The 24,392-nt window shown below is 37.6% G+C and carries 19 protein-coding genes; 10 read left to right on the forward strand and 9 right to left on the reverse strand.

The window, feature by feature from the left end; genetic code table 11:
* Positions 1–61: 61 nt before the first annotated feature.
* Positions 62–1,537 (reverse strand): proline--tRNA ligase, encoded by a 1,476-nt coding sequence (gene proS, locus FBT53_RS10365; RefSeq protein WP_136951119.1) that lies wholly within the window; start codon positions 1,535–1,537, stop codon positions 62–64.
* A gap of 98 nt (positions 1,538–1,635) precedes the next feature.
* Here proS and FBT53_RS10370 point away from each other — a divergent pair, with 98 nt between their 5' ends.
* Together FBT53_RS10370 and FBT53_RS10375 are read left to right on the forward strand one after the other, a co-directional pair.
* On the forward strand, positions 1,636–2,931 hold the full coding sequence (locus tag FBT53_RS10370) for a hypothetical protein (RefSeq protein ID WP_136951120.1): 1,296 nt from the start codon (positions 1,636–1,638) through the stop codon (positions 2,929–2,931).
* A gap of 34 nt (positions 2,932–2,965) precedes the next feature.
* Complete coding sequence (locus tag FBT53_RS10375) at positions 2,966–4,474, forward strand: OmpP1/FadL family transporter (RefSeq protein WP_136951121.1); 1,509 nt, start codon at positions 2,966–2,968, stop codon at positions 4,472–4,474.
* Positions 4,475–4,532: 58 nt separating this feature from the next.
* On the opposite strand, the gene FBT53_RS10380 is transcribed toward FBT53_RS10375, so the two are convergent.
* Both FBT53_RS10380 and FBT53_RS10385 read right to left on the reverse strand, forming a co-directional pair.
* Positions 4,533–5,984, reverse strand: a complete 1,452-nt coding sequence (locus tag FBT53_RS10380) for a T9SS type B sorting domain-containing protein (RefSeq protein WP_136951122.1) — start codon at positions 5,982–5,984, stop codon at positions 4,533–4,535.
* 108 nt (positions 5,985–6,092) lie between these two features.
* A complete protein-coding gene (locus FBT53_RS10385; RefSeq protein ID WP_136951123.1) occupies positions 6,093–7,895 on the reverse strand; it encodes a T9SS type B sorting domain-containing protein in 1,803 nt (600 codons plus the stop codon).
* Between the two features lie 134 nt (positions 7,896–8,029).
* Between FBT53_RS10385 and folE the strand changes: the two genes are divergently transcribed.
* The 7 genes from folE (at position 8,030) to FBT53_RS10420 (ending at position 13,717) form a co-directional block, all read left to right on the forward strand.
* A complete protein-coding gene (folE, locus tag FBT53_RS10390; RefSeq protein ID WP_136951124.1) occupies positions 8,030–8,710 on the forward strand; it encodes a GTP cyclohydrolase I FolE in 681 nt (226 codons plus the stop codon).
* On the forward strand, positions 8,710–10,194 hold the full coding sequence (cysS, locus tag FBT53_RS10395) for a cysteine--tRNA ligase (protein ID WP_136951125.1): 1,485 nt from the start codon (positions 8,710–8,712) through the stop codon (positions 10,192–10,194). Before folE ends, cysS begins: the two co-directional genes overlap by 1 nt.
* Positions 10,169–10,417 (forward strand): membrane protein insertion efficiency factor YidD, encoded by a 249-nt coding sequence (gene yidD, locus FBT53_RS10400; RefSeq protein WP_136951126.1) that lies wholly within the window; start codon positions 10,169–10,171, stop codon positions 10,415–10,417. Before cysS ends, yidD begins: the two co-directional genes overlap by 26 nt.
* A gap of 88 nt (positions 10,418–10,505) precedes the next feature.
* Positions 10,506–11,486 (forward strand): prolipoprotein diacylglyceryl transferase, encoded by a 981-nt coding sequence (gene lgt, locus FBT53_RS10405; RefSeq protein WP_136951127.1) that lies wholly within the window; start codon positions 10,506–10,508, stop codon positions 11,484–11,486.
* A gap of 2 nt (positions 11,487–11,488) precedes the next feature.
* A complete protein-coding gene (locus tag FBT53_RS10410; protein ID WP_136951128.1) occupies positions 11,489–11,962 on the forward strand; it encodes a DUF192 domain-containing protein in 474 nt (157 codons plus the stop codon).
* A 3-nt stretch (positions 11,963–11,965) separates the two neighbouring features.
* Positions 11,966–12,493, forward strand: coding sequence for a GNAT family N-acetyltransferase (locus tag FBT53_RS10415; protein ID WP_136951129.1), 528 nt, complete (start codon positions 11,966–11,968; stop codon positions 12,491–12,493).
* Between the two features lie 9 nt (positions 12,494–12,502).
* Positions 12,503–13,717 (forward strand): ATP-binding cassette domain-containing protein, encoded by a 1,215-nt coding sequence (locus FBT53_RS10420; RefSeq protein ID WP_136951130.1) that lies wholly within the window; start codon positions 12,503–12,505, stop codon positions 13,715–13,717.
* A gap of 51 nt (positions 13,718–13,768) precedes the next feature.
* Here FBT53_RS10420 and secDF read toward each other — a convergent pair whose 3' ends face one another.
* From secDF to mdh, 3 genes are all read right to left on the reverse strand, one after another.
* Positions 13,769–16,750, reverse strand: a complete 2,982-nt coding sequence (secDF, locus tag FBT53_RS10425) for a protein translocase subunit SecDF (RefSeq protein ID WP_136951131.1) — start codon at positions 16,748–16,750, stop codon at positions 13,769–13,771.
* A 124-nt stretch (positions 16,751–16,874) separates the two neighbouring features.
* Entirely contained in the window at positions 16,875–17,474 is a 600-nt protein-coding gene (locus FBT53_RS10430) for a hypothetical protein (protein WP_136951132.1), read from the reverse strand.
* Between the two features lie 138 nt (positions 17,475–17,612).
* On the reverse strand, positions 17,613–18,539 hold the full coding sequence (gene mdh / locus FBT53_RS10435) for a malate dehydrogenase (protein ID WP_136951133.1): 927 nt from the start codon (positions 18,537–18,539) through the stop codon (positions 17,613–17,615).
* 222 nt (positions 18,540–18,761) lie between these two features.
* Here mdh and FBT53_RS10440 point away from each other — a divergent pair, with 222 nt between their 5' ends.
* Positions 18,762–19,124 carry a lipocalin family protein gene (locus FBT53_RS10440; RefSeq protein ID WP_136951134.1) on the forward strand — a complete coding sequence of 121 codons (363 nt, stop codon included), beginning with the start codon at positions 18,762–18,764 and terminating at the stop codon, positions 19,122–19,124.
* Between the two features lie 74 nt (positions 19,125–19,198).
* On the opposite strand, the gene FBT53_RS10445 is transcribed toward FBT53_RS10440, so the two are convergent.
* From FBT53_RS10445 to asnB, 3 genes are all read right to left on the reverse strand, one after another.
* A complete protein-coding gene (locus FBT53_RS10445; protein WP_136951135.1) occupies positions 19,199–20,206 on the reverse strand; it encodes a DUF6588 family protein in 1,008 nt (335 codons plus the stop codon).
* 83 nt (positions 20,207–20,289) lie between these two features.
* On the reverse strand, positions 20,290–22,230 hold the full coding sequence (gene gyrB / locus FBT53_RS10450) for a DNA topoisomerase (ATP-hydrolyzing) subunit B (RefSeq protein ID WP_136951136.1): 1,941 nt from the start codon (positions 22,228–22,230) through the stop codon (positions 20,290–20,292).
* Positions 22,231–22,491: 261 nt separating this feature from the next.
* Entirely contained in the window at positions 22,492–24,162 is a 1,671-nt protein-coding gene (gene asnB / locus FBT53_RS10455) for an asparagine synthase B (RefSeq protein WP_136951137.1), read from the reverse strand.
* Between the last annotated feature and the right edge of the window lie 230 nt (positions 24,163–24,392).

Here is a 24,392-nt window from a genome sequence, read left to right on the forward strand (position 1 = left end):
CGGACGCAAAAATACAACTATTTTTAAGTATTGCAATACCTAAACCATTTTTTTTTAATTCTTAGTATGCTTTTGCAAAAAGCACCCTATAATTTGCTGGTTTTCCTGTTACCATACAAGCCCCATTTTCTTGTTTAACCCCAATAGGAATGCAGCGTATGGTTGCTTTGGTATCTTGCTTTACTTTTTCTTCTGTTTCTTTGGTACCATCCCAAAAAGCAGAGATAAATCCGCCTTTTTCTTCTAAAACTTGTTTAAATTCATCGTAAGAGTTTACTTCTGTGATGTTTTCTTGCTGAAACGATTTAGCTTTATTGTAAATGTTTTCTTGTATTTCTGTCAGCAAACCTTCTACTTTTTCAACAACCTCTTCTAATGCTACAGAAGTTTTTTCCAAGGTATCTCTCCTAGCCAATTCTACGGTACCGTTTTCTAAATCGCGTTTCCCCATTGCTAAACGCACAGGCACACCTTTTAATTCGTATTCATTGAATTTAAATCCAGGTTTATGCGTATCACGGTCATCAAACTTAACAGAGATATTCTTTTCTCGCAACGCGGTTACTAATGGATTGATTTTTTCTCTAAGCGCGTCTAATTGTTCTTCGCCTTTGTAAATAGGTACAATAACTACCTGTATTGGCGCCAAATTAGGAGGCAAAACAAGTCCATTATCATCGCTATGCGTCATAATTAAAGCCCCCATTAAACGCGTAGACACGCCCCAAGATGTAGCCCAAACATGTTCTTGCCCGCCTTCTTTAGTAGCATATTTTACGTCAAACGCCTTTGCAAAATTCTGACCTAGAAAGTGAGAAGTTCCTGCCTGCAAAGCTTTACCATCTTGCATTAGTGCCTCTATACAATACGTTTCTACAGCACCTGCAAAACGCTCACTTTCTGTTTTAACGCCTTTTATCACTGGCACCCCCATAAATTGCTCTACAAAATCAGCATACACTTTTAAGATAAGCTCTGCTTCTTCTATAGCTTCTTTTTCGGTAGCATGAGCCGTATGCCCTTCTTGCCATAAAAATTCTGCCGTACGTAAAAACAAGCGCGTACGCATTTCCCAACGTACTACATTTGCCCATTGATTTAACTTTAAGGGTAAATCTCTGTAGGACTGTATCCATTTTCTATAAGTATCCCAAATGATGGTTTCAGAAGTAGGCCTTACAATTAACTCTTCTTCCAATTTTGCATCTTCATCCACTACAATACCGCTACCGTCTTCAGCATTTTTTAATCGGTAATGTGTAACTACAGCACATTCTTTGGCAAAGCCTTCTACGTGACTAGCCTCTTTACTTAAATAAGATTTTGGGATAAAAAGTGGAAAGTAGGCGTTCTCATGACCCGTTTCTTTAAACATTTTATCTAATGCAGCCTGCATTTTTTCCCATATGGCAAAACCGTAAGGCTTTATAACCATACATCCACGTACTCCTGAATTTTCTGCCAAATCTGCTTTGACTACCAATTCGTTATACCATTTAGAATAATCCTCTGCCCTGCTCGTTAAGTTTTTTCCCATCCAATTTAGTTTGGCACAAATCTTGTGACTAGGTTTAACAAAAATAGAACGGTAAAACTAACTATTTTTTAGTATGTTCAATAATAAAAAGATTTGTTATGTACCATAATTTACCCCTCTCCAAGATATCTACAGTGATTTTATGTTCGCTAGGATTGGTTTTAGCATCTTGCGGCTCTTACCAGCAAGCCTCCTATTATGACAACGACGGTATTTATAGCAGCGGCAACGAAGTTGTTTCTGTAGAAAAAAGAAATGCAGAAGGCGTAAGAAACCAGCAGACAGCCACTAATACCTATGGGTCTTACTTTGGTGAAAAAGCGAATCAGTATGGAGAAATTCTAGATTCTGAGGTTTTTACGGATGTAGATGAGTACTATGGACAGCAATACAATGATAGCATTGGGGTAAACATCCCCGAAGAGTATTATGCACAAAATGACTACCAAGGTTATGGAGGTTGGGGTGACAACGCTTCTAGGGTACAAATAAATGTTTATGATAATTCTTGGGGATGGAATGACCCTTGGCTTTGGAATGTAGGCTGGAATGGCTGGGGTTGGAATACTTGGAATACTGGCTGGGGCTGGGGCAACAGATGGTACAACCCATACCGATGGGGACATGCCGGGTGGGGTTACGGCTGGGGATGGAACGACCCTTGGCTCTTTAATAGTTGGAGTTATGCTGGATGGGGTTATGGCTGGGGTTGGAACAACTGGGGCTACGGAGGTTATTACGGTAGAAACTGGGGTAGACCTTACTACAATAACTACAACAATAGGTATTATGCGTACAACAGAACCCGCAGAGGATATAATGCTATAAATTCCAATTACAATAGAGGTAGATCTAGCGCTTACAGCAGCTCTAGAAGAGCCACAAGCGCCAGAAGTACAACTGGGCGTTCTAGTCAATATTCTAGCGGTCGTAGTACAGGCACAGTAAACCGCTCAGCAATCAACAGAAATCAACAATACCGTACTAGTAGAAGTTCACGATCTGTACCTAGATACAGTGGCGCCACGAGGGGCTACCAATATTCTAGATCTTCTGCAAGTACTAGTAGGTCTGGTTACAATAGAGGTTCAAATTCAGCATATAATAGAGGAAATTCCACAGGGACATATAGCCGCAGATCTAGCAATACAGGTGTAAGCAGAAGCTCTTCTGGCACCAATAGGTCTTACGGACGTACCTCTTCTGGCTCATCTAGCAGAAGCAGGTCTTATAATAGCGGTAGTCGCTCTAGCAGCAGAAGTAGCGGTAGTTACAGAAGCTCTGGAAGTTCTAGTAGAAGTAGTGGTAGTTATAGCAGGTCTAGCTCTTCTGGTAGCAGATCTTCTAGTTCTGGACGTTCAAGTTCTGGCAGAAGCAGTGGTAGAAGACAATAATTTTCTAAAAAAACACAGTATTTAAAACAACGCTATGAGAAGAATATTAACACTCATATTGGGATTGGCATGCCTAAGTGCAAATGCCCAGAATATAAATGATGTTTTGAGATTAGGGTTAGAAGAATCCCAAGGCACAGCTCGGTACCAAGCAATGGGCGGCGCGTTTGGTGCATTAGGTGGTGATTTATCATCATTAAATAGCAACCCCGCAGGATCTGCCATTTTCAATTACGGACAGTTTGCCATTTCTGGCTCCAATTACAATAGGTCTAACGACCAAGGCTACGGCAGCTCTTTTAATAATACCACCCTGAATTCCGTTGAATTAAACCAAGTTGGTGGTGTTTTTGTATTTAACTCTCAAAATCCAAATAGCAATTGGAAAAAAATGGCATTAGCTGTTAACTATGATTTAGTTGACAGTTTTGATAATGAATACCGAATTAACGGAAACAGTACAACTGGGGTTGACCAGTACTTTCTAGGGTTTGCCAAGGGAGTCCCATTTGGCAGTATTAATTACGACCCTAACAGCGAATTTGTAGACGATGTTTACTTAGAGATTGGAGAATTACAAAACTTTGGCAACCAACAAGCCTTTTTAGGTTATGCAGGTGGATTAATCTCCCCAGCTGACCCAGATAATCCGGATGGTGAAAGTTACTTATCTAACACAGAATACAGTCAAGTAAATCAGCGTTATTTGCAATCAACAGTTGGATACAATAGTAAGTTTACCCTAAATTTTTCTGGTCAATACCAAGAAAATTTATACTTAGGTGCCTCCTTAAATTTTCATTCGGTATTATTTGAAAGATTTACCCAATTAGATGAAGATGGTTACAATACTGATTCTCCCGTTAGTTTTTCTTCCTTTGATAATTTATTGCAAACTGAAGGAAATGGCTTTTCTTTTAGTCTGGGTGCTATAGCCAAACTAAATGACAATATTAGGGTTGGTGGTAGTTACCAATCGCCTACCTGGTACTATTTAAACGATAATTTATCACAACAAATTAATTCTAACCTGGCGGATAGTGAAATTCGTTTTATCAATTTTAATCTTATTAATTTTTACGAAGATTACACGATACAAACCCCAAGCAAAGTAACTGGTAGTGCCGCTATAGTTTTTGGTAAAGATGGATTACTAAGTTTTGATTACAGCCATCAGGATTTTAGCAAAGCGGAATTAAGGCCAAACAACGACCCTGTATTTGAAGAAGAAAACACCTTTATAGCAAGTGAATTAGGCGCAGTAAATAGTTATAAATTAGGAGGTGAATACAGAATAGAAAGATTGAGTCTTAGAGGTGGATACCAAATAATAGAGAGCCCCTATGCAGACAAGCAAATCATGGATGATTTAAGCGGATATTCTGCAGGATTGGGGTATGATTTTGGCGGCAGCAAACTAGATTTATCCTTTGTACGCACAGAACAAGACATGGATTTTGCATTACTAGATGCAGCTTCGAATACTGCAGCGAGCACCTTTACCAACACCAATGTGGCTCTAACGTATACATTAAAGTTTTAATAGATAAACTCTTATTGAATTAGCTAAATAGCCGAGTGAAATCCACTCGGCTATTTTTTTATCGTAATAAAGAAAAATGATTACGGACTGTTTTAGCCACTAAAACACTTTCTTCATTTTGATTGTATTCTAGCTTAAACCAATAGTCTGAAGAAGGTAAAGGGCGCCCATTAAAAGTACCGTCCCATCCTGCATCAGCTGGGCCTAGTTGTTTTAATAATTTTCCATACCTATCAAAGATATAAAGCACCGCACTATCTAACTGAGACATACCTAACACCATCCAAGTATCATGAGCAAAATCGCCATTGGGAGTGAAAAATTTTGGGTAACCAATGACTAAGAATGGTAAAGGTTCTGTAGTACCACAACCATTTTTATCGTTTATAATGATTGTATTTTCTCCGGGAGGCACATCTAAAAACACGGGAGAATCCTGAAACTCTCCACCATTAATGGCATATTTGTAATCTCCTGTACCATCTACCACAATCTCCACTGCATATTTATCAGGGTCATTGGCATTAGACAAGTCCTCTATTATGAGTACCTCTTGCAACGCAGGTGTTGGATAAAATGTAATTAAAATATCATCAGAATATGTCTGGTTTGAGCTATTCGTAATAGTAGCAAAATAGCGTCCAGAATCTGGACTAGAGACTACCAGCTCTCCGCCAAAATCTCCTGTACCTACCAACGTCGTATCTATAGTACCATCATCATCGTAATCTACAGACCAATCAACGCTTACAATACCACTCCCTGCAGGAGAATTAAGTGCTGATAGTGTAATATCTGGGTCGCCTTCACAAGCAATGATATCAAACCCTAAAAATTCATCTCTCAATGTACAATCTAGTGACGTATCCTGATTTTCGTCTACGGATTCTCCAGTGAATGTTAAAACGTAAGACTCTGGCTCATTATCAAAATTAGTATTGTAATTGTTTATAAAAAGATAGTAGATTTCCCCCGCAACAACATCTAACCATTCATCATAGGTATTATTGTTAGATGCTAAGGCTGGAGCTCCAGCTTGCCCGTTTTCTGGATTTACTCCAACACCAGTAAATTGTGTATCGTTTACCTCGTAGTTACAACGTATGGGTTGCATAGAACCATCACCAATTACACCACAATAATTTATGTTGTCTTCTTCATCAAAAGGACCATAGAGGGCAAAATCCCACTCTGCCGTTATTGCTGTATTTCCATTTGCCGGCAAAGCTTCTATATCAAACCCAATTCTGCCGTCTGTACCTGCTCTAAAAACAAACCAAGAAGTATTGTTTTCAATGTTCGCAGAACTGTTACTGCCTTTTTCTAAACAGCCGGTTTCTCTAATAACATCAGGATCAAATTCGTCTATATCTCCGCTGCCTTCTGCAATGCCAATAATAGGTGCATCTGCACAAACAGGAATGGCGGTACGGCAATCTGCAGAGTTCTGCGCTCGTACCAAAAAGGTAGTACCTAACAGAAAGGTAAAAACAATAAGTAGTGTTCGCATGGGTTGGGGCGCTCTAGTTTTCAATAGAGTTTAACTGCAAAACACCCAAATTTATTATATAAAACCTAGGAAAATATCGATAAATCGATGTATGACAAGTGAATAGAATTAACGCCTTAGCGCAAAATGGTTCTGAATATATTTAGCCTCTACACGAGCTCCATCTGAATTTAGATACGATAAACTAAACCAGTAGTCTGATGAAGGCACGGCCAATCCTTTAAATGTACCATCCCAGCCACTATCTTGAGCGGTTAGTTCCTTTAGCAATTTTCCATATCTGTTGTAAATCCGCACTACGGCTTCATCCAACTCTTCAATGCCCTTAATATGCCAAGTTTCATTTGCACCATCGCCGTTAGGACTAAAAAAAGGAACGAATCCCAATACCACAATCTCTTCTTTTACTACTCCACAACCATATATATCCCTCATATGAATCACGTGATTTCCTGGCAAAACGTCTATAAACGTATTACTAGACTGAAAATCATCACTATCCAATCGGTATTCAAATTCACCCCCATCTACAGGAACAATAGTAACTGTGTTACTCACATTAAAATCTTCTATTATCACTTCTGCAATAGCCGGCATAACAGAAGCTACCACATTATATGTTTTTGTACGAACACAAAACGTATTTCCACTATTATTTTGAGCTGTTAAAACATATTCTCCGGGAGTAGTAATTTGTATCAAAGGAGTGATTTCTCCAGTGTTCCAAGAATAAGTGATATCCGGGTCCGGCGCTGTAATTCCAATAGTTAACTCTCCGTTTTCTGCACAAATGAGTAATTCTTCATCTGGACCCAAATCTGGAGAAGCTAAAGTGGTTAATATAAACTGTTGTGTGCTATCAAAACACATACTATTTTGACGATTAGCAACCCTAATATAAATAGTTTCTTCCCCAACCGAACCAAAATAGGGAATAGGCAAAGGATTGCTACCCAAATCTGCATCTAGTTGACTGCCATGATAACTGACTAAGTAATCGTTTGGACTTTGAGCTCCTAAAACCTCGTTATCCTTAGTGTTTAGATTGAACCCTATTTCATTTTGACACGTTATCTCATCTGCAACGCTGTTGGCAGTAGGTATTGCCATAAAAACCACTTGCACGTCACTAATTATTGTTTCTGACCCCATTAAAACCTGCACACGGTAGAAAGCATCATTTATAACGGTTAAGGTTTCTAAATTTTCGCCATTTATTTGCTCAAAACCATTACCCGTATCTCTAAACCAATTGTACCCCAAAGCTCCTTCTGTAGTTGCATCTAAAGTAATTTGATCCCCTTGACAAGCTACTTGCGGACCGCCCAATAAATTATCTATGATAGCACAATCCAAGGCATCATAAGGATTCGTAACAAATATTTCCCCTGTAAACTGAATAGAAAAACCATTATTATTGTTCGTATAGTTATTTACCAACAAATAATATTGTTCACCCGGCTCCACCGTAAGCCAATCTTCAAAATGTAAAGATGCCGTATCGCCAGAAGGGTGCTCCCCTACTCCCGTGTAAGCGCTGTTGGTTCTGTTATCTGCAAAATTGCAACGAATAGGTTCTCCTAAAGCATTACAATCCTCTGCTCTGTAAAGTGCAAAATCCCAATCCTCTGCGGAATCATGGCCAATATTAAATCCCAACTGTCCACTAGCTCCGGTTCTAAAAAAATACCATGCACTATTAGATTCTATTGTACCAACCCCTGACTGCTGTAAACATCCCGTGTCTGCAGCTCCATTAAAATCATCTACGCCATACCCGTTGGTACCACCATTAATAGGCGTATCATAACAAATGGGTATAGCTGTACTACAATCCGGTGCCGTTTGTGCTATTGCTCCTAGCGATAATAACCAACAAAAAATGAAGAAGATCTTGTGAGACCTAAACATAAGTAATTACGTATTTGGAAGTTGTAAATCTATAGCACCGCCCCCCTTAACAATAATTTATGTTGTCAATGGTCGAATACAAGATGTTAAATAAGGCATTAATGTATATCTTTGTGGGTCATATTTTAGGGCTAATGAAATTAGATCAGACTTTGGAAGAACAGTATGAAGAAAGAGGCGACGACCACGTTGGCTCCTCATCGGACACCCCTTTACGCAAAGATGCATTTTTACTTTCCGATGACGAAAAGATAGACAGAATCCAAGATAATGTAAGGGAAATATTGCTCACGCTAGGCATGGACCTGGACGACGATAGCTTAAAAGGAACTCCAAAACGTGTAGCCAAAATGTTTGTAAAAGAAATATTTGGCGGCTTACATCCAGACAAAAAACCAAGCGCATCTACTTTTGACAATAAGTACAAGTACGGTGAAATGCTGGTAGAGAAGAACATTGTACTTTACTCTACTTGTGAACACCATTTACTCCCTATAGTGGGGCGCGCACATGTGGCTTACATCTCTAATGGTACTGTGGTAGGCCTTTCTAAAATGAACCGTATTGTGGATTATTACGCAAAAAGACCACAGGTACAGGAAAGGCTCAACATACAAATAGTAAAAGAACTACAAAAAGTATTAGGCACAGAAGATGTAGCTTGCGTTATAGATGCGAAGCACCTTTGTGTAAATTCAAGAGGTATTCGTGATATAGAAAGTAGCACGGTTACAGCAGAATACGGCGGTAAATTTAAGGATGAAGCCGTGAGAAGCGAATTCTTGGATTACATTAACCTAGATACCGAATTTTAATGCAACTGTACAATCAGCAAACCTTAAAAGTCAGCAATTCCTTAACCGGAAAAAAAGAAGTTTTTAAATCCATAAAAGATGGCTATGTAGGCATGTATGTTTGCGGACCTACGGTATATAGCAATGTACACTTAGGCAATTGCCGTACGTTTATGTCTTTTGATATGATTTTTAGATACCTTAAACACTTAGGGTATAAGGTGCGCTATGTACGTAATATAACAGATGCCGGGCATTTAGAAAATGATGCAGACGAAGGAGAGGATAAAATTGCCAAAAAAGCGAAGTTAGAACAGCTAGAGCCTATGGAGGTGGTGCAACGCTATACGGTAGACTTTCATGAAACCTTGCAGCATTTTAACCTATTACCTCCAAGCATTGAACCCACAGCAACAGGGCACATAATTGAACAAATAGAAATCATCAAAAACATTTTAGATAATGGATTTGCCTATGAGGTAAACGGTTCTGTATATTTTGATGTAGTTAAGTTTAATGAAAGCAATGACTATGGTAAACTTAGCGGCAGGAATTTAGAAGATATGGTTGCCAATACCAGAGTGCTTACGGCGCAAGATGACAAACGCAATCCGCAAGATTTTGCCCTCTGGAAAAAAGCAGAATCCCAACACATTATGCGCTGGCCATCTCCTTGGGGCGATGGTTTTCCTGGATGGCATTTAGAATGTACCGCAATGAGTACCAAGTACTTGGGCGAAACATTTGATATTCATGGCGGCGGAATGGATTTAAAATTTCCACATCATGAGTGCGAAATAGCTCAGGCAGAAGCCTGTAATAGCCAATCCCCGGTTAACTATTGGTTACACGCCAACATGTTGACTCTTAATGGTAAGAAAATGTCTAAATCTACCAATAACAATATTTATCCATCAGAGATATTTAGTGGTAATAACGACATTCTTAGTAAAGCATTTACCCCTGCCGTAGTTCGGTTTTTTATGATGCAAGCGCACTACACCAGTATCTTAGACCTGAGTGATGATGCCCTATTAGCTTCAGAAAAAGGCTATTACAAGTTAATGGAAGCTATGAAATCTTTAAGTAAGTTAGAAACAGCTACCACCACTACTAATTTTGATGTAGATGCATTTAAACAGCAGTGTTATGATGCCATGAACGATGATTTTAATACACCCATACTTATAGCTAAACTTTTTGATGCAGTAAAACGCATCAATCTTATCAAAGAGGGTAAAGAAACCATTAGCGAGGCCGATGCTAAAAAATTAAGTGCCACTATGGAAGTTTTTGTAAGTCAAGTATTAGGCCTTAAAGACCAAGCCACTACAGATAACAATAGTGAAACCTTAGAAGGTGTAGTAAATCTTCTAATCAATTTAAGAAACCAAGCAAGAGCTAATAAAGATTTTGCAACTTCTGATAAAATTAGAGACGAGCTAATAGCTATGGGCATACAGTTAAAGGACGGAAAAGATGGCACCACCTTTAGCATCAACTAGCCTTAAAAAAATACTGATAGCGCCGTTCATTTTTCTAGTTCGGATATACCAAAGATTTATTTCGCCTTTAACCCCACCAACGTGCCGTTATTCTCCTACCTGTTCTCAATACACGGTAGAGGCCTTACAAAAACACGGCCTATTTGTAGGCGGTTGGTTAGCCATAAAACGTATTTTAAGTTGCAACCCTTGGGGTGGTAGTGGTCACGACCCTGTACCCTAAGGCTAGTTTTTAAATTAACAAAAATCTATACGCCAAAACAAAAGCTAGCTTATTCCTAAATAATTATCTTAGCCCAAAACAAATGCACATGTACTTTCTTGGTTTTACCTGGAATCCAGACGAAACCCTATTTACAATAGGTTTTATACAGATTAAATATTACAATTTACTTTGGATTGCAGCCTTTGTATTAGGCCTTTACATCATGAAGCGAATTTTTAAGCACGAGAATAAGTCTATGGAAAAACTAGACTCTCTGTTTATGTACTGCGTAATCTCCATTATGTTAGGAGCAAGGTTAGGCCATGTTTTTTTCTATGATTGGGACCACTATAAAGACCACCTTTTAGAAATTTTACTACCCATAAGAGAAAGTGCCAATAGCAGCCTTTTTGGTTTTATTAATGGATATGAATTTACGGGTTTTACAGGATTGGCTAGCCACGGAGCTGCTATTGCTGGGATATTAGGGCTATACTTGTTTTCTAGAAAGTATAAAGACATGAGCGTACTTTGGCTCCTAGACCGTGTTGCAATTACTTGTGCTATCGGTGGTGCTTTTGTACGTATTGGTAACTTTTTTAATTCTGAAATCAATGGCAAGGTAACCGAAGAGTCTTTTCCGTTGGCTGTGCGTTTTATACGTGACTCTGATGATATGTCTGGCTACCAAGCAATGATGTTAACTAAAGAAAGAACAGCAAGCGCAGCTTACAAAGCTATAGAAAACAACCCTGACTTTGCTGCTGTATTAGAAAGCATCCCTTTTAGGCACCCTGTACAATTGTACGAAGCTTTTGGGTATTTAATTGTATTCCTAGTCATGTATTTTTGGATGTATTGGAAAACCAATCTTCCAAAGAAAGAAGGTTTTCTTTTTGGGTTTTGGCTAGCCACCATGTGGGGTCCAATTCGTTTTTTCTTAGAATTTTTTAAGAAAAGTCAGGGTGGATTTGAATCTAATTTAGGTGAAACGTTAAGCACAGGACAATGGCTTAGCATTCCTTTTGTCCTTATAGGCTTGTATTTAATGTTTAGACCTACCAAAGAAAAAACAGCAATCTCTTAAGTATGAAATATTCTTTTGCAGTATTATTCTTAGCACTTGTAAGCTTTACCGCCTGTAAAGAAACCGAAAGCAAAACTATAACTACAGAAAAAATTACATTTACCAAAGAGGGTGAATTACGTATACATAAAAACGACTCGCTCTTGGTGCAGTTAGACATAGAATTTGCAGAGACGGAATACGAAGTGCAAACTGGCTTAATGTACAGAGACCATATGGAAGAAAAGCAGGGTATGCTCTTTATATTCCCAGATGTAAGCGTGCATTCCTTTTATATGAAGAATACAGAGATTCCGTTAGACATCATTTATATTGATGAAAATTTGAATATTGCTAGTTTCCAAGAAAACGCAAAACCTTTTGATGAAACCGGACTTTCTTCTTTAGTACCTATCCAGTACGTATTAGAGGTCAATGCGGGCTTAGCAGAAAAATGGAATCTAGAGGTTGGCGATAAAATTACTTATAATAGATAGGAGATGTCATCTTCTTACTTATTAGAAGGAGAAGAAACGGAGCGTTTGTACTTTAGAAAGGTTTTACCGTCTGACTTTGACGCATGGTTACCCTTCCATCAAGACAAAAGAAGTTCTCAATATTGGTACGGCCTGCCACAAGACCCAAAAACTGCCTGTACACAGCAATTTGAAGGTATTTTTGAACGATACCAAAAAAATACTGGTGGCATGAATGCCTTAATCAGCAAACAAACCAATGAACTGGTAGGTCTTTGCGGCTTGCTACTGCAGAAAGTAGACGATGAGATGCTATGGGAAATTGGCTATTCTATCTTACCACAATATTGGCAGCAAGGTTACGCCACAGAAGCAGCCACCGCTTGTAAAATTTATGCAACTCAAAAGCAGCTAGCCCAAGAATTAATTTCTATTATAGCAATCAAAAACATACCCTCCATAAAAGTAGCAGAAAAGAATGGCATGAAACTGCGCAAAACTACCCTATACAAAGGTAATCTTGTTGGTATTTATAGCATACATTTAATTTAAAACAACTTTATGCAACAATCCGTAGCCCTACTAATACCTAACGATACTAATACCGCTACGCTTTCTACCGATATTTTAGCAAATAAATACAAAGAAATACCTATCACTAACTCTAAAAGTGTTGGACTTTTTTCTAACACTACAATAGCCCATTACATAGATTTAGAAGACCGGTTAGCGCAGAAGATTTTAACCAAAAATACCGACCAAGCCTTAAAAACCATGAGTAGCGGTGAACGCAAAAAATTACTACTGCACTATTTACTAGCACAAAATTATGAAACTTTATTACTGATTAATCCTTATGATAATTTAGATGTAGCAACACAAGAGCATTTAAAAAAAGATTTTGATGCTTTGTCTAAGACACATCAGATAATACAAGTAGTAACAAGACCTTCAGATATACTTCCCAGTATATCTCAATGGTATTATTTAACTCAAGATGGTATCACCAGCCACGCAACTAAACCTAAAGAACCAACTTTTACGTTTACCGAAGACATTCCCCAGCCACTAACCACCACAAAGGTTTACAGAAACATTGCTAAGTTCACGGCTGTTTCCGTATCCTTTGGTGCTAAAAAAGTTCTAAAAAACATCAACTGGACTATTAAACCAGGGGAATTCTGGCAGTTAATTGGGCCCAACGGTAGTGGAAAAAGCACCCTTTTAAACATGATTACCGGTGATAGCCCTATGGGATACGGTCAAAATCTAGAGTTGTTTGGCCATAAAAAAGGTAGTGGAGAAAGTGTATGGGACATCAAAAAAATGATTGGTTATTTTTCTCCTGCAATGGTAGATAAATTTAAAGGCTATCACACTGTTGAAAATATGCTTATTGCAGGTTTACATGATTCCGTAGGTTTATACACCATTCCAAATGCTATAGAAAAAAACTTGGCTAAAAAATGGCTTAACGTTTTGGGTTTTACATCAAAGGCAAACAGCTATTTCAAGGACTTGAGTACAGGAGATAAACGATTACTTATGGTTGCAAGAGCCATGATAAAGCACCCACCATTACTCATCTTAGACGAACCTACTGTAGGTTTAGATGACGAAAAAGCGGCACTCTTTGTAGCCTTAGTAAACACTTACAGCAAACAGAGCAAAGCAGCCATTTTATATGTATCGCACAGACAAGAAGCAAATTTAAAACCCTCAAAACAATTTGTAATAACTCCTACAGAAGAAGGTAGTATAGGACGCCAAGCATAAAAAAAGCCATCTGGAAACAGATGGCTTTTTTTTAAAATTAAATTATAACGTTTACGCTTCCTCTGTAGCAGTTACCGCACCAGAAGAAATTTTCTTCTTCAAAGAATCGTACATAATTGGCGTTGCAATGAATACCGATGAGTACGTACCTACTAATACACCCACAATCATAGCAAACATAAACCCTCTTAAGCTTTCACCTCCAAAAATAAAGATGGCCAATAACACTATTAATGTAGTTAAAGAGGTATTTAACGTACGGCTTAAGGTACTGTTCAAAGCTTCATTTACATGCGCACCAGCGCTCCAACCTTTAAGGCCTACAATTTCCCTAATTCTATCAAATACAACCACGGTATCATTCAAGGAATAACCAATTACCGTAAGTATTGCCGCAATAAATGCTTGGTCTATCTCCATGTTAAAAGGCATTATAGCACTTGTTAAAGAGAAAATACCCAATACAATCATAACATCATGGAATACCGCTAGCACAGCCCCTAAAGAGAACTGCCATTTTTGGAAACGGAACAAAATGTACAAGAATACTACCGCCAAGGAACCAAGAATAGCCAAATAAGCATTCTTTTTAATATCATCTGCAATCGTTGGTCCTACTTTAGTAGATTGTAGAATACCAATAGATTTTTCTGAGGCACCTACTGTAAAATCTTCAAAAGACGTACCATCTGGCAAATACTTTTGTAAAGAAGTATAAAGCTTGTTCTGTATTTCATTATCCACCTCTATGCCTTCTTCCTCTACTTTATAAGGCGTAGTTACTTTTATCTGGTTAGCATCACCAAATGTTTTAACATTGGTACCACTACCAAATTCATCGTTTAATTCGGAAGCAATTTCTGATGGATTCACCTCTTTCTCAAAACGAATTTGGTATGAACGTCCACCAATAAAATCTACACCTTGTTGTAACCCATTTCTAACCAAAGAAAATACCCCAACAGCTACTAGTATACCCGATAAGATATAGGCAATTTTACGCTTACCTAAGAAATCTACACTTAAGTTAGAGAACAAGTTCTTAGTCATAGGTGTAGAGAATGCAAGTTCTCTTCCTTTACCAGAGATGTACCAGTCTACTAATAACCTAGTTATAAATATGGCAGTAAATAAAGAAGTTACAATACCGATTAATAAGGTAGTTGCAAAACCTTTAATTGGTCCAGAGCCAAAGATAAACAGTATAATTGCAGTTAAACCTGTAGTAATATTGGCATCTAAAATAGAAGACAATGCATTACCAAAACCATCTGCAATGGCTTGCGATTTTCCTTTTCCTTTCGCTAACTCTTCTTTAATACGCTCAAAGATTAACACGTTAGCATCTACAGACATACCAATAGTTAATACAATACCTGCAATACCTGGCAAGGTCAATACCGCACCAAGGCTAGTTAAAACCCCAAATATTAAAACAATGTTGAATAGTAAAGCAATATCTGCAAACAAACCAGCTCTACCATAGTAGAACACCATCCATACCAAGACAAATGCCATTGCAATTAAGAAAGACATAAAACCACTATCAATTGCTTCTTGTCCTAAAGATGGACCAACAACCTCTGACTGAATAATATCTGCAGAGGCAGGTAATTTACCTGCACGTAGCACGTTTGCGATATCTTTAGTTTCATTGATTGTAAATGTACCTGTAATCTCTGAACGTCCTCCAGATATAGGTCCTGTAGATACTCCCGGAGCTGTATACACTTTGTTATCTAAAACAATAGCAATACCGGTTTGGTTATTAAAAGCATCTCCTGTAAGTTTTTCCCATTCTCTAGCTCCTTTGGTATTCATTGTCATGCTTACCGCTGGCTTATTAAATTGATCAAAAACATCTTGCGCATCAGAAACAACATCACCACTAATTCTAGGCTTACCATCTCTATTAGATTTTAAAGCATATAAATCTGCAACTTCAGAATCCTTTGGTGGCTTTTCAAAAGCAAACTTTGTAAACTGAATATCCGCAGGCAATAACCTTTTAACCTCTGGCATCCTTAAGTAACCACCTATCTCTGCAGTATCCGCAACCAATACTCTTGCAATAGCGTGGCTACCTGGCACTGGCGGTAATAATTTACTTATTAATGGATTAGACGCTGAAGAAACATCTAATGTATCTTCTGCAACATCTGACAATAAAGAATCTAATTCTGATTCTGGCTTAACGGCTTCTTCTTCCTTTGCCTCTGGCTCTAGAATTGCTCTAAGCTTTTCATTGGCATTTACAAAGAATAAACCTAAGCTTTGGTTGTTTTGAGAATAGGTTTCCCAAAACTCTAGTTGTGCCGTACTAGATAATAACTCTTGCGCTCTTTTTACATCTTTAGCACCTGGTAGTTCTACTAAAATACGACCAGAATTACCTTCTCTTTGAATATTTGGTTGGGTAACTCCAAAACCATCAATACGCTTACGTAATACTTCAAACGCAGAAACAACAGATTCATCTATTTTTCTTCTGATGATAGGCTTAACCTCGCTATCTGTCATTTGAAAATTGATTTCATCGCTTAGACCTTTGTTCGCAAAAATCTCTGGAGAAGCTAATTTTGTCTCGCCTTTAATTGCATCAAAAGCATTAAAGAAAAGTTCTAAATAAGTCTCATCACTATTTTTAGATGCTTCATCAGCATCTGCTAAGGCCTTATTAAATACCGCATTTTTGGTATTGTTAGCTAATCCTTTTAAAATGTCTTTTACAGAAATCTGTAGGGTAACATTAATACCCCCTTTAAGGTCTAAACCTTTATTTAACTCTTTTGTCTTTGCCTCGTCATAAGTTGTATATCCAAAAACTGGGTTACTCCCTATGGAATCTAAATAAGAAGTTTCTAGCGCTTCTCTTTTAGCCAAGTAATTATCCTCTGCCTCAGAAATTTGATTCACTGCAAAGGTTTCTGCATCATTTTCAATCTTATTGGTTATAAAAGTGTAAGAGAGTTGATATATACTCACTAAACCAAAAAGAAGCGCAAAAAGCTTTATTAATCCTTTATTTTGCATGCTACTAAATAATTTAATTTAAGTTGATTACTAATTGTTGTAGTTGTGGCAACTACGGTAGTTTGCTAGCACTTTTAGCTACTACATTTTTTATTTTTGTATTGAAGTGAAACTTTTCTGTTTCTTAGGCAATAGGGCCAGCCCTTACCTCTGGGATATTATACGAAGTATTTTTCTTAACACTAAAACTATCGCCAAAGATTGCTTGCAAAACACGGACATCTATTCTTTTTATGCTATGTTCTGCCGCAATTAAATTAGCAATTGTAGGGTATGTAAGTTTATAAAGCTTTTGGTCTTGACTAGTAACCAAGGTTGCTTGTAACATTAAATTGCTATCTAACTGCATGTGCAAGTCAGATACCACAATACGGTATTTTTCCGGAATATTCTCTTTAGGTAATTCTACAGGAAATTCTTCTCCATCAGTTGTTATCGGAGTTCCAGTAAGAAAGTCTTCTACCAGATTGGCATCCATTGCGCTGTAATAGCGGATACTAACCTGCTGGGTATCATTAGTTACAACCTCAATAGCATCTGCACCAAGGATCTGCAGTTTTTGGGTAATAAGTGCCAACACCTCCTCATGAACAGTATCAGAAGACAACGCTACATCTACAAATTGTAAAGAAACTTGTTGATTAGAGGTCTTTTTTTGCTCTTGACTTAGCCCAAGTAAGGCCAGAATAATAAATAGTATACTAGCGTACCATTTTGCATTCATGCGGCAAATATAAAAAGATTTAAATGCTAGGTAGTATATTTTTTACAATATATGCCCTTGTTTGCTGTCTTCTAATAAATAACAAGCCCTTTGCAGTCTTGCTACAAAGGGCTTACTCTTTTTACATGCAGTAAAGTACTACAGCTCTAAAAGACCGTTAGTTTTAGAAACACCTTCTGCAGATTCTTGCATTTTGGCCTTTTCTGCATCTGAAAGTTCTATCTCTACAACTTTTTCTATCCCGTTTTTGCCAAGAATTACTGGCACACCTATACAGATATCATTTAAACCGTATTCTCCTTCTAAAAAGGTAGAACATGGAAACATTTTCTTTTGGTCGCAAGCAATAGCTTGTACCAATCCAGAAACCGCTGCACCAGGAGCATACCAAGCGCTAGTACCTAATAAACCAGTAAGCGTAGCACCACCAACCTTAGTTTCCTGTACTACGTAATCCATTTTTTCTTGGTCTAAAAATTCAGAAACTTTTACACTATTTCTAGTAGCATGCCCAATTAATGGAACCATACCTTTATCACTATGGCCACCAATTACCATCCCATCTACATCCGAAATTGGCGCTTCTAAAGCTTCTGCTAAACGGTATTTAAATCTTGCGCTATCTAAAGCACCACCCATACCTATAATTCTACTTTTTGGCAAACCTGTGGTTTTATGCACCAAGTAGGTCATAGTATCCATAGGATTGCTTACTACAATAATGATAGTGTTAGGAGAATGTTCTAATAAATTTTGAGATACCGTTTTAACAATACCAGCGTTAATACCGATTAGCTCCTCTCTTGTCATTCCAGGTTTACGTGGAATACCAGAAGTAATTACTGCAATGTCACTATTGGCGGTCTTAGAATAATCATTAGTACTACCAGTGATTTTAGTATCAAAACCGTTTAAAGAAGCAGTTTGCATTAAATCCATGGCTTTACCTTCTGCATAGCCTTCTTTAATATCTAATAATACTACTTCTGAAGCAAAGTTCTTAATTGCTATGTATTCTGCGCAGCTTGCACCTACGGCGCCTGCACCAACTACAGTGACTTTCATTTATATTGATTTTTTAAGTTCTAAACAGCCCAAAAATAGCGAATTTTAAAGCATTCTATAAGGATTTTTATCATTGTTTAAAAAGAATAAGAATTTGTTATAAATTCTATAATATCATCTCTAAACATCGATAAACGACCATTTCACTACCGTTTATCGAAAAATTACAACATTACCTTTTCTTACAGCGTTCTAATAATCCCAAATCTTATTGTTATGCTTATGAAGAGGCTCTTATACATTATGGGCATTTTTGCCGTTGTATTGGTGAGTAATTGTTCTGAAATTCCGGAAAACAACGACCCTATTTTAGGTGTCTGGGTCAAGACCGAATTACAACAAGACGCATCCAAAAATACAAATTCTAACGTGAAAGAAGAATGGACATTTAACGATGTTTACTTAGGTAGGTATGAGCGTTTTAAAAATGGCTCTTTGGAATATTCTACGGACTTTAGCTGGGAAGTAGACAACGGGGTTTATTCCCTAAAGTACGAAGTAGACCAACTAAATCCTTTACAACTTACCATGGATTTGCCTGAGCTATTATTGCAAAACGGTGAAACTTTCGCAACCAAACAATAATGTATATTAAAAAGTTGAAAAAGGCGTTTGATAAGTATATCAAGCGCCTTTTTTTATACTCTTAACTCGGATGTTTATCTAAAGCCAAAATGCATCCCCGCTGTTAGTGTACTAAACTCAGCTATATTATAATCTACGTTAAGTCTAAAAAATCCTAATTTTATCTTGGTTCCTAAAGTAGCGGCAATTCCGCTAGCATCATTTTCTAATGTAAATGGGTCAGTAACTGTAGAAGTAAAGAATGGCCCATTAGCTTCATAAGTCCCTAAAAATGCCGTTTCTGATGTACCAGTAATATATCCTAATCCGCCGTAAAAATTAATTACAGGAATTTTTCTTGTAGAAACTACAGCACTAAAATTCCAAGTTTTAAAATTGGCATCTATACGCTGATTATCCCCTGCAATTAAATTAGCATCTGTAAAATTATACTCGCCGTTTAAATTGGTATATCCAATCACTGCAGAAATAGCTACAGGCAGTATTTTATCTGCAGGTAAAAGTTTGGTAAAATCATACTGCAAACCCGCACCAAATAAGCCTATTTTCACATCATCCGTGGCTATTTTAGGTAAAAATCTAGCCTTAACTTCCATTCCCTTAATAAGGCCGACACTTGCTTGCACAAAACCTGTAGGCACAAAATTAATATTCTCCCCTGCCAAACCCGAAGGCAACTCAAATTCCTCACTAAATAAACCACTTTCATCTTCAATTAAAATACGTACACCCTCTATGTCTCCTAAAGCTGTAGAAACTAGTTTTGAGGTACTACCATCTGCAAATTGAATATTTTCATAATCTGCGGTATCTAGGTTAAAAGCCTGTTTGTCATCTTTATTCTTAAAACCAGTGATATTCCCAACAAAAGAAATTTCAAAACCACCCAAAGGTTTTGCATCCGCAGTATTATACCACCCGTTAGACATACTATATATGGTTGCTTCTGTTGCCGGCATAAAGTAAGCATCGGCAAAACGCTCTGCATCTTCTACCCCTGCTGCAAACAAATTACCAATACTAGTTTGAGCAGAAATTATAGAAAATGAGGCAAATGCGAAGACAAGAGCTATGTATTTCATCTGTTTATTTTTCTTAAAACTAAAAAACCTGGTCTTTAAACCAGGTTTTTTTGTTGTGAAATTACCGTTATATGTACACCTAACTATGCGTCAATGTTGGCATAAACCGCATTTTTCTCTATAAATTCCCTTCTTGGAGGTACTTCGTCTCCCATAAGCATGGAGAAAATTCTATCAGATTCTGTAGCATTATCTATAGTTACTCTCCTCAAAGTTCTGAACTCAGGATTCATGGTTGTATCCCACAATTGCTCTGCGTTCATTTCACCAAGACCCTTATAACGTTGTATGCCTGCTTGACCTCCCATGGATTCTACAATCTCATCACGCTCTTTGTCATTCCAAGCATAACGTTTTTTAGCACCCTTCTTAACCAAGTATAATGGTGGTGTTGCAATGTAAACATGTCCGCTTTCTATCAACTCCCTCATGTATCTAAAGAAGAAGGTAAGAATCAAGGTTTCAATATGGCTACCATCTACATCCGCATCACACATTATCACTACTTTATGGTAACGTAACTTTTCTAAGTTCAATGCCTTACTGTCTTCTTCCGTACCAATTGTAACACCTAATGCCGTGTAGATATTTTTAATCTCTTCGTTCTCAAAAACCTTGTGCTGCATGGCTTTCTCCACATTAAGAATTTTACCTCTTAATGGTAAAATAGCTTGGAAGTTCCTATCTCTACCCATTTTAGCTGTACCCCCTGCAGAATCTCCCTCTACTAGGAATATTTCGCATTTTTCTGGGTCTTGGTCAGAGCAATCTGATAATTTACCTGGTAATCCGCCGCCCCCCATAGGGTTCTTACGTTGTACCATTTCTCTTGCCTTAGCAGCTGCATGCCTTGCTTGAGCGGCTAATTTTACTTTTTCTACAATTTGCTTAGCATCATCTGGATTCTCTTCCAAATAGTCTGTAAGCATCTCAGAAACTGCTTGGCTTACCGCACTGGTTACTTCGCGGTTACCCAATTTTGTTTTGGTCTGGCCCTCAAACTGTGGTTCTGCAACTTTTACAGAAACAATAGCCGTTAATCCTTCACGGAAATCATCGCCAGAAATTTCGAACTTAACTTTATCTAATAAACCCGAACTATCTGCATATTTTTTTAAGGTTGATGTTAAACCTCTTCTGAAACCAGATAAATGAGTACCACCCTCATGCGTGTTAATATTATTTACGTAGGAGTGCAGGTTCTCTGAAAAACCTGTGTTGTACACCATGGCCACTTCTACAGGAATACCATTCTTTTCTCCTTCCATGCTAATAACATAGTTTATCAATGGTTCTCTTGTGGCATCTAAGAACTTGATAAATTCTTTTAAACCTTCTTCTGAATGAAAAGTTTCTCCAACATATTCACCTTTCTCGTCCTTCTCTCTTTTATCTGTAATGGTAATTGTGATTCCCTTATTTAGATAAGCCAACTCCCGCATACGGTTAGCAAGGGTCTCATAATTGTATTCTGTAGTTTGTGTAAAAATAGTATCGTCTGGGTAAAAGGTAACAACAGTACCTGTAACATTGGTTTCACCAATACTTTTTACAGGATATAGCGCCTTACCTCTTTCGTACTCTTGTTCCCAAACTTTACCTTCTCTATGTACAGTAGCTTTTAAGTGATTGGATAATGCGTTAACACAAGAAACACCAACACCATGTAAACCACCAGATACTTTGTAGGAATCTTTATCAAATTTACCACCTGCACCAATCTTTGTCATTACTACCTCTAGGGCAGACACACCTTCTTTTTTATGCAAGCCAACTGGGATACCCCTACCGTTATCTTCTACAGTAATTGAGTTATCTTCATTAATGGTGACTTTAATGTTATCACAGTACCCACCCATTGCCTCATCAATAGAGTTGTCTACCACCTCGTAAACCAAGTGGTGCAATCCTCTAACGCCTACGTCTCCAATATACATGGACGGACGCATACGCACGTGCTCCATACCTTCTAGGGCCTGTATACTGTCTGCTGAATATTGTTTCTTATTTAGTTCTTCGCTCATAGTTTAAAGCTGCGTTTATTGCATTTTTCAAATCTTACAAATATAACCAAAAGCTATACAAAACGTGGTATTTAGCACATTTTACCCCACCAAGTTATCAACAAACTACTGTGAAAAAATAAGCTGAAGTAGGCTTATTATCCACGATACTTATCTGCTAGTAATAACTTACTCATAACAAAACAGAAAGCGCCTTGCGGCGCTTTCAATCGACTAATTAAAATGAATAAAACTACTCCTCTTCTAAAATGAAAACAAGCTTTATTTTACGTAGGCATCTGTATGCACTTTGGCTACAGCCCTACCAGACGGATCGTTCATGTTTTTAAATGCCTCATCCCATTCCAAGGCAATTTTAGTGCTACAAGCTACAGAAGGCTCTTGTGGAACACTTTTAGCTGCTGCATCTGATGGAAAATGCCCTTCAAAAATACTTCTGTAATAGTACTCTTCTTTTGTAGTTGGAGTTTGTATAGGAAACTTAAAGTGTGCATTCTGCATTTGCTCATCTGTAATTTCCTCTTCCACTAAGGCTTTAAGCGTATCTATCCAGCTGTAGCCAACACCATCAGAAAATTGTTCTTTTTGTCTCCAAGCTACGCTTTCTGGCAAGTAATCTTCAAATGCTTTTCTGATTACCCATTTCTCCATACGCTCGCCATTGATCATTTTATCCTTTGGATTGATACGCATGGCTACATCCATAAATTCTTTATCTAAGAATGGCACTCTACCTTCTATACCCCATGCTGCTAAAGACTTGTTTGCACGCAAACAATCGTACATATGTAGTTTGTCTAACTTACGTACAGTTTCTTCATGAAAATCTTTAGGACTAGGTGCCTTATGAAAGTATAAATACCCCCCAAACAACTCGTCCGCACCTTCACCAGACAACACCATTTTAATACCCATAGATTTAATTACTCTCGCCATTAAATACATTGGCGTAGAGGCTCTAATGGTAGTAATATCATATGTTTCTAAGTTGTAGATTACATCTTTTATAGCATCTAAACCTTCTTGAATTGTAAACTTAATTTCATGATGAATAGTTCCTATATGGTCTGCTACTTTTTGCGCTGCCGCTAAATCTGGACTCCCGTCTAAACCTACACTAAAAGAGTGTAATTGTGGCCACCATGCATCTGCCGTATCTCCTGATTCTATTCTTTTCTGAGAGTATTTTTTAGCAATAGCAGAAGTAACTGAACTATCTAAACCACCAGAAAGCAATACCCCATAAGGAACATCTGACATTAATTGACGGTGTACAGCAGCTTCTAAAGCATCTTTTAATGCTTGGATGCTAGTTTCATTTTCCTTTACAGCATCGTACTCCATCCAGTCTCTTTTGTACCATCTTACAAACTCGCCAGAACTGCTGTGCATGTAATGTCCTGGAGGGAACAGCTCTATTTTTGTACAAGTACCTTCTAAAGCTTTTAATTCTGAGGCCACGTAGAACGTTCCGTTTTTATCCCATCCAATATACAATGGAATAATCCCCATATGGTCTCTAGCAATGAAATACTCATCTTTATCTGTGTCATAAATTGCAAAACCGAAGATACCGTTTAACTCATCAATAAAATCTGTTCCTTTTTCTTGGTATAAAGCCAAGATTACTTCACAATCAGATTGTGTTTTAAATTGATATTTTCCGTCAAATTGCTTTCTTAGTTCACTATGATTATAAATTTCGCCATTAGCAGCTAAAACCAGTTTATTATCTTCACTAAATAAAGGTTGTTTTCCAGAAGCAGGGTCTACAATTGCTAATCTTTCGTGTGCTAAAATAGCTTTCTCATCAGCATAGATACCACTCCAATCCGGCCCACGATGTCTAACTTTCTTGGACATCTCCAACAACTGTGGTCTTAAAACCTCAGCAGTTTGCTTTAAATCAAATGCGCAAACAATTCCACACATATCCGTCTATTTAATTTTAAATTACAATACAAATGTGGGCATTGACTAACAGAGATGAAACTATAATCAACATTTTAATTACATATTAAAACTAAAAAACACTAAATAGAGTTTAATCATAATAAAACCAACAGTATCCTTTAAAAATTGTTTTAAAGTGAATTCTAAAAATTTAACGCCAGTTTAAGGTTTGTCTGTTAAGTACATTATAGTTTTAACGACTCAAGAAA

The sequence above is a fragment of the Flavobacterium sp. ASW18X genome (assembly GCF_005144745.1).
GTDB lineage: Bacteria > Bacteroidota > Bacteroidia > Flavobacteriales > Flavobacteriaceae > Croceivirga.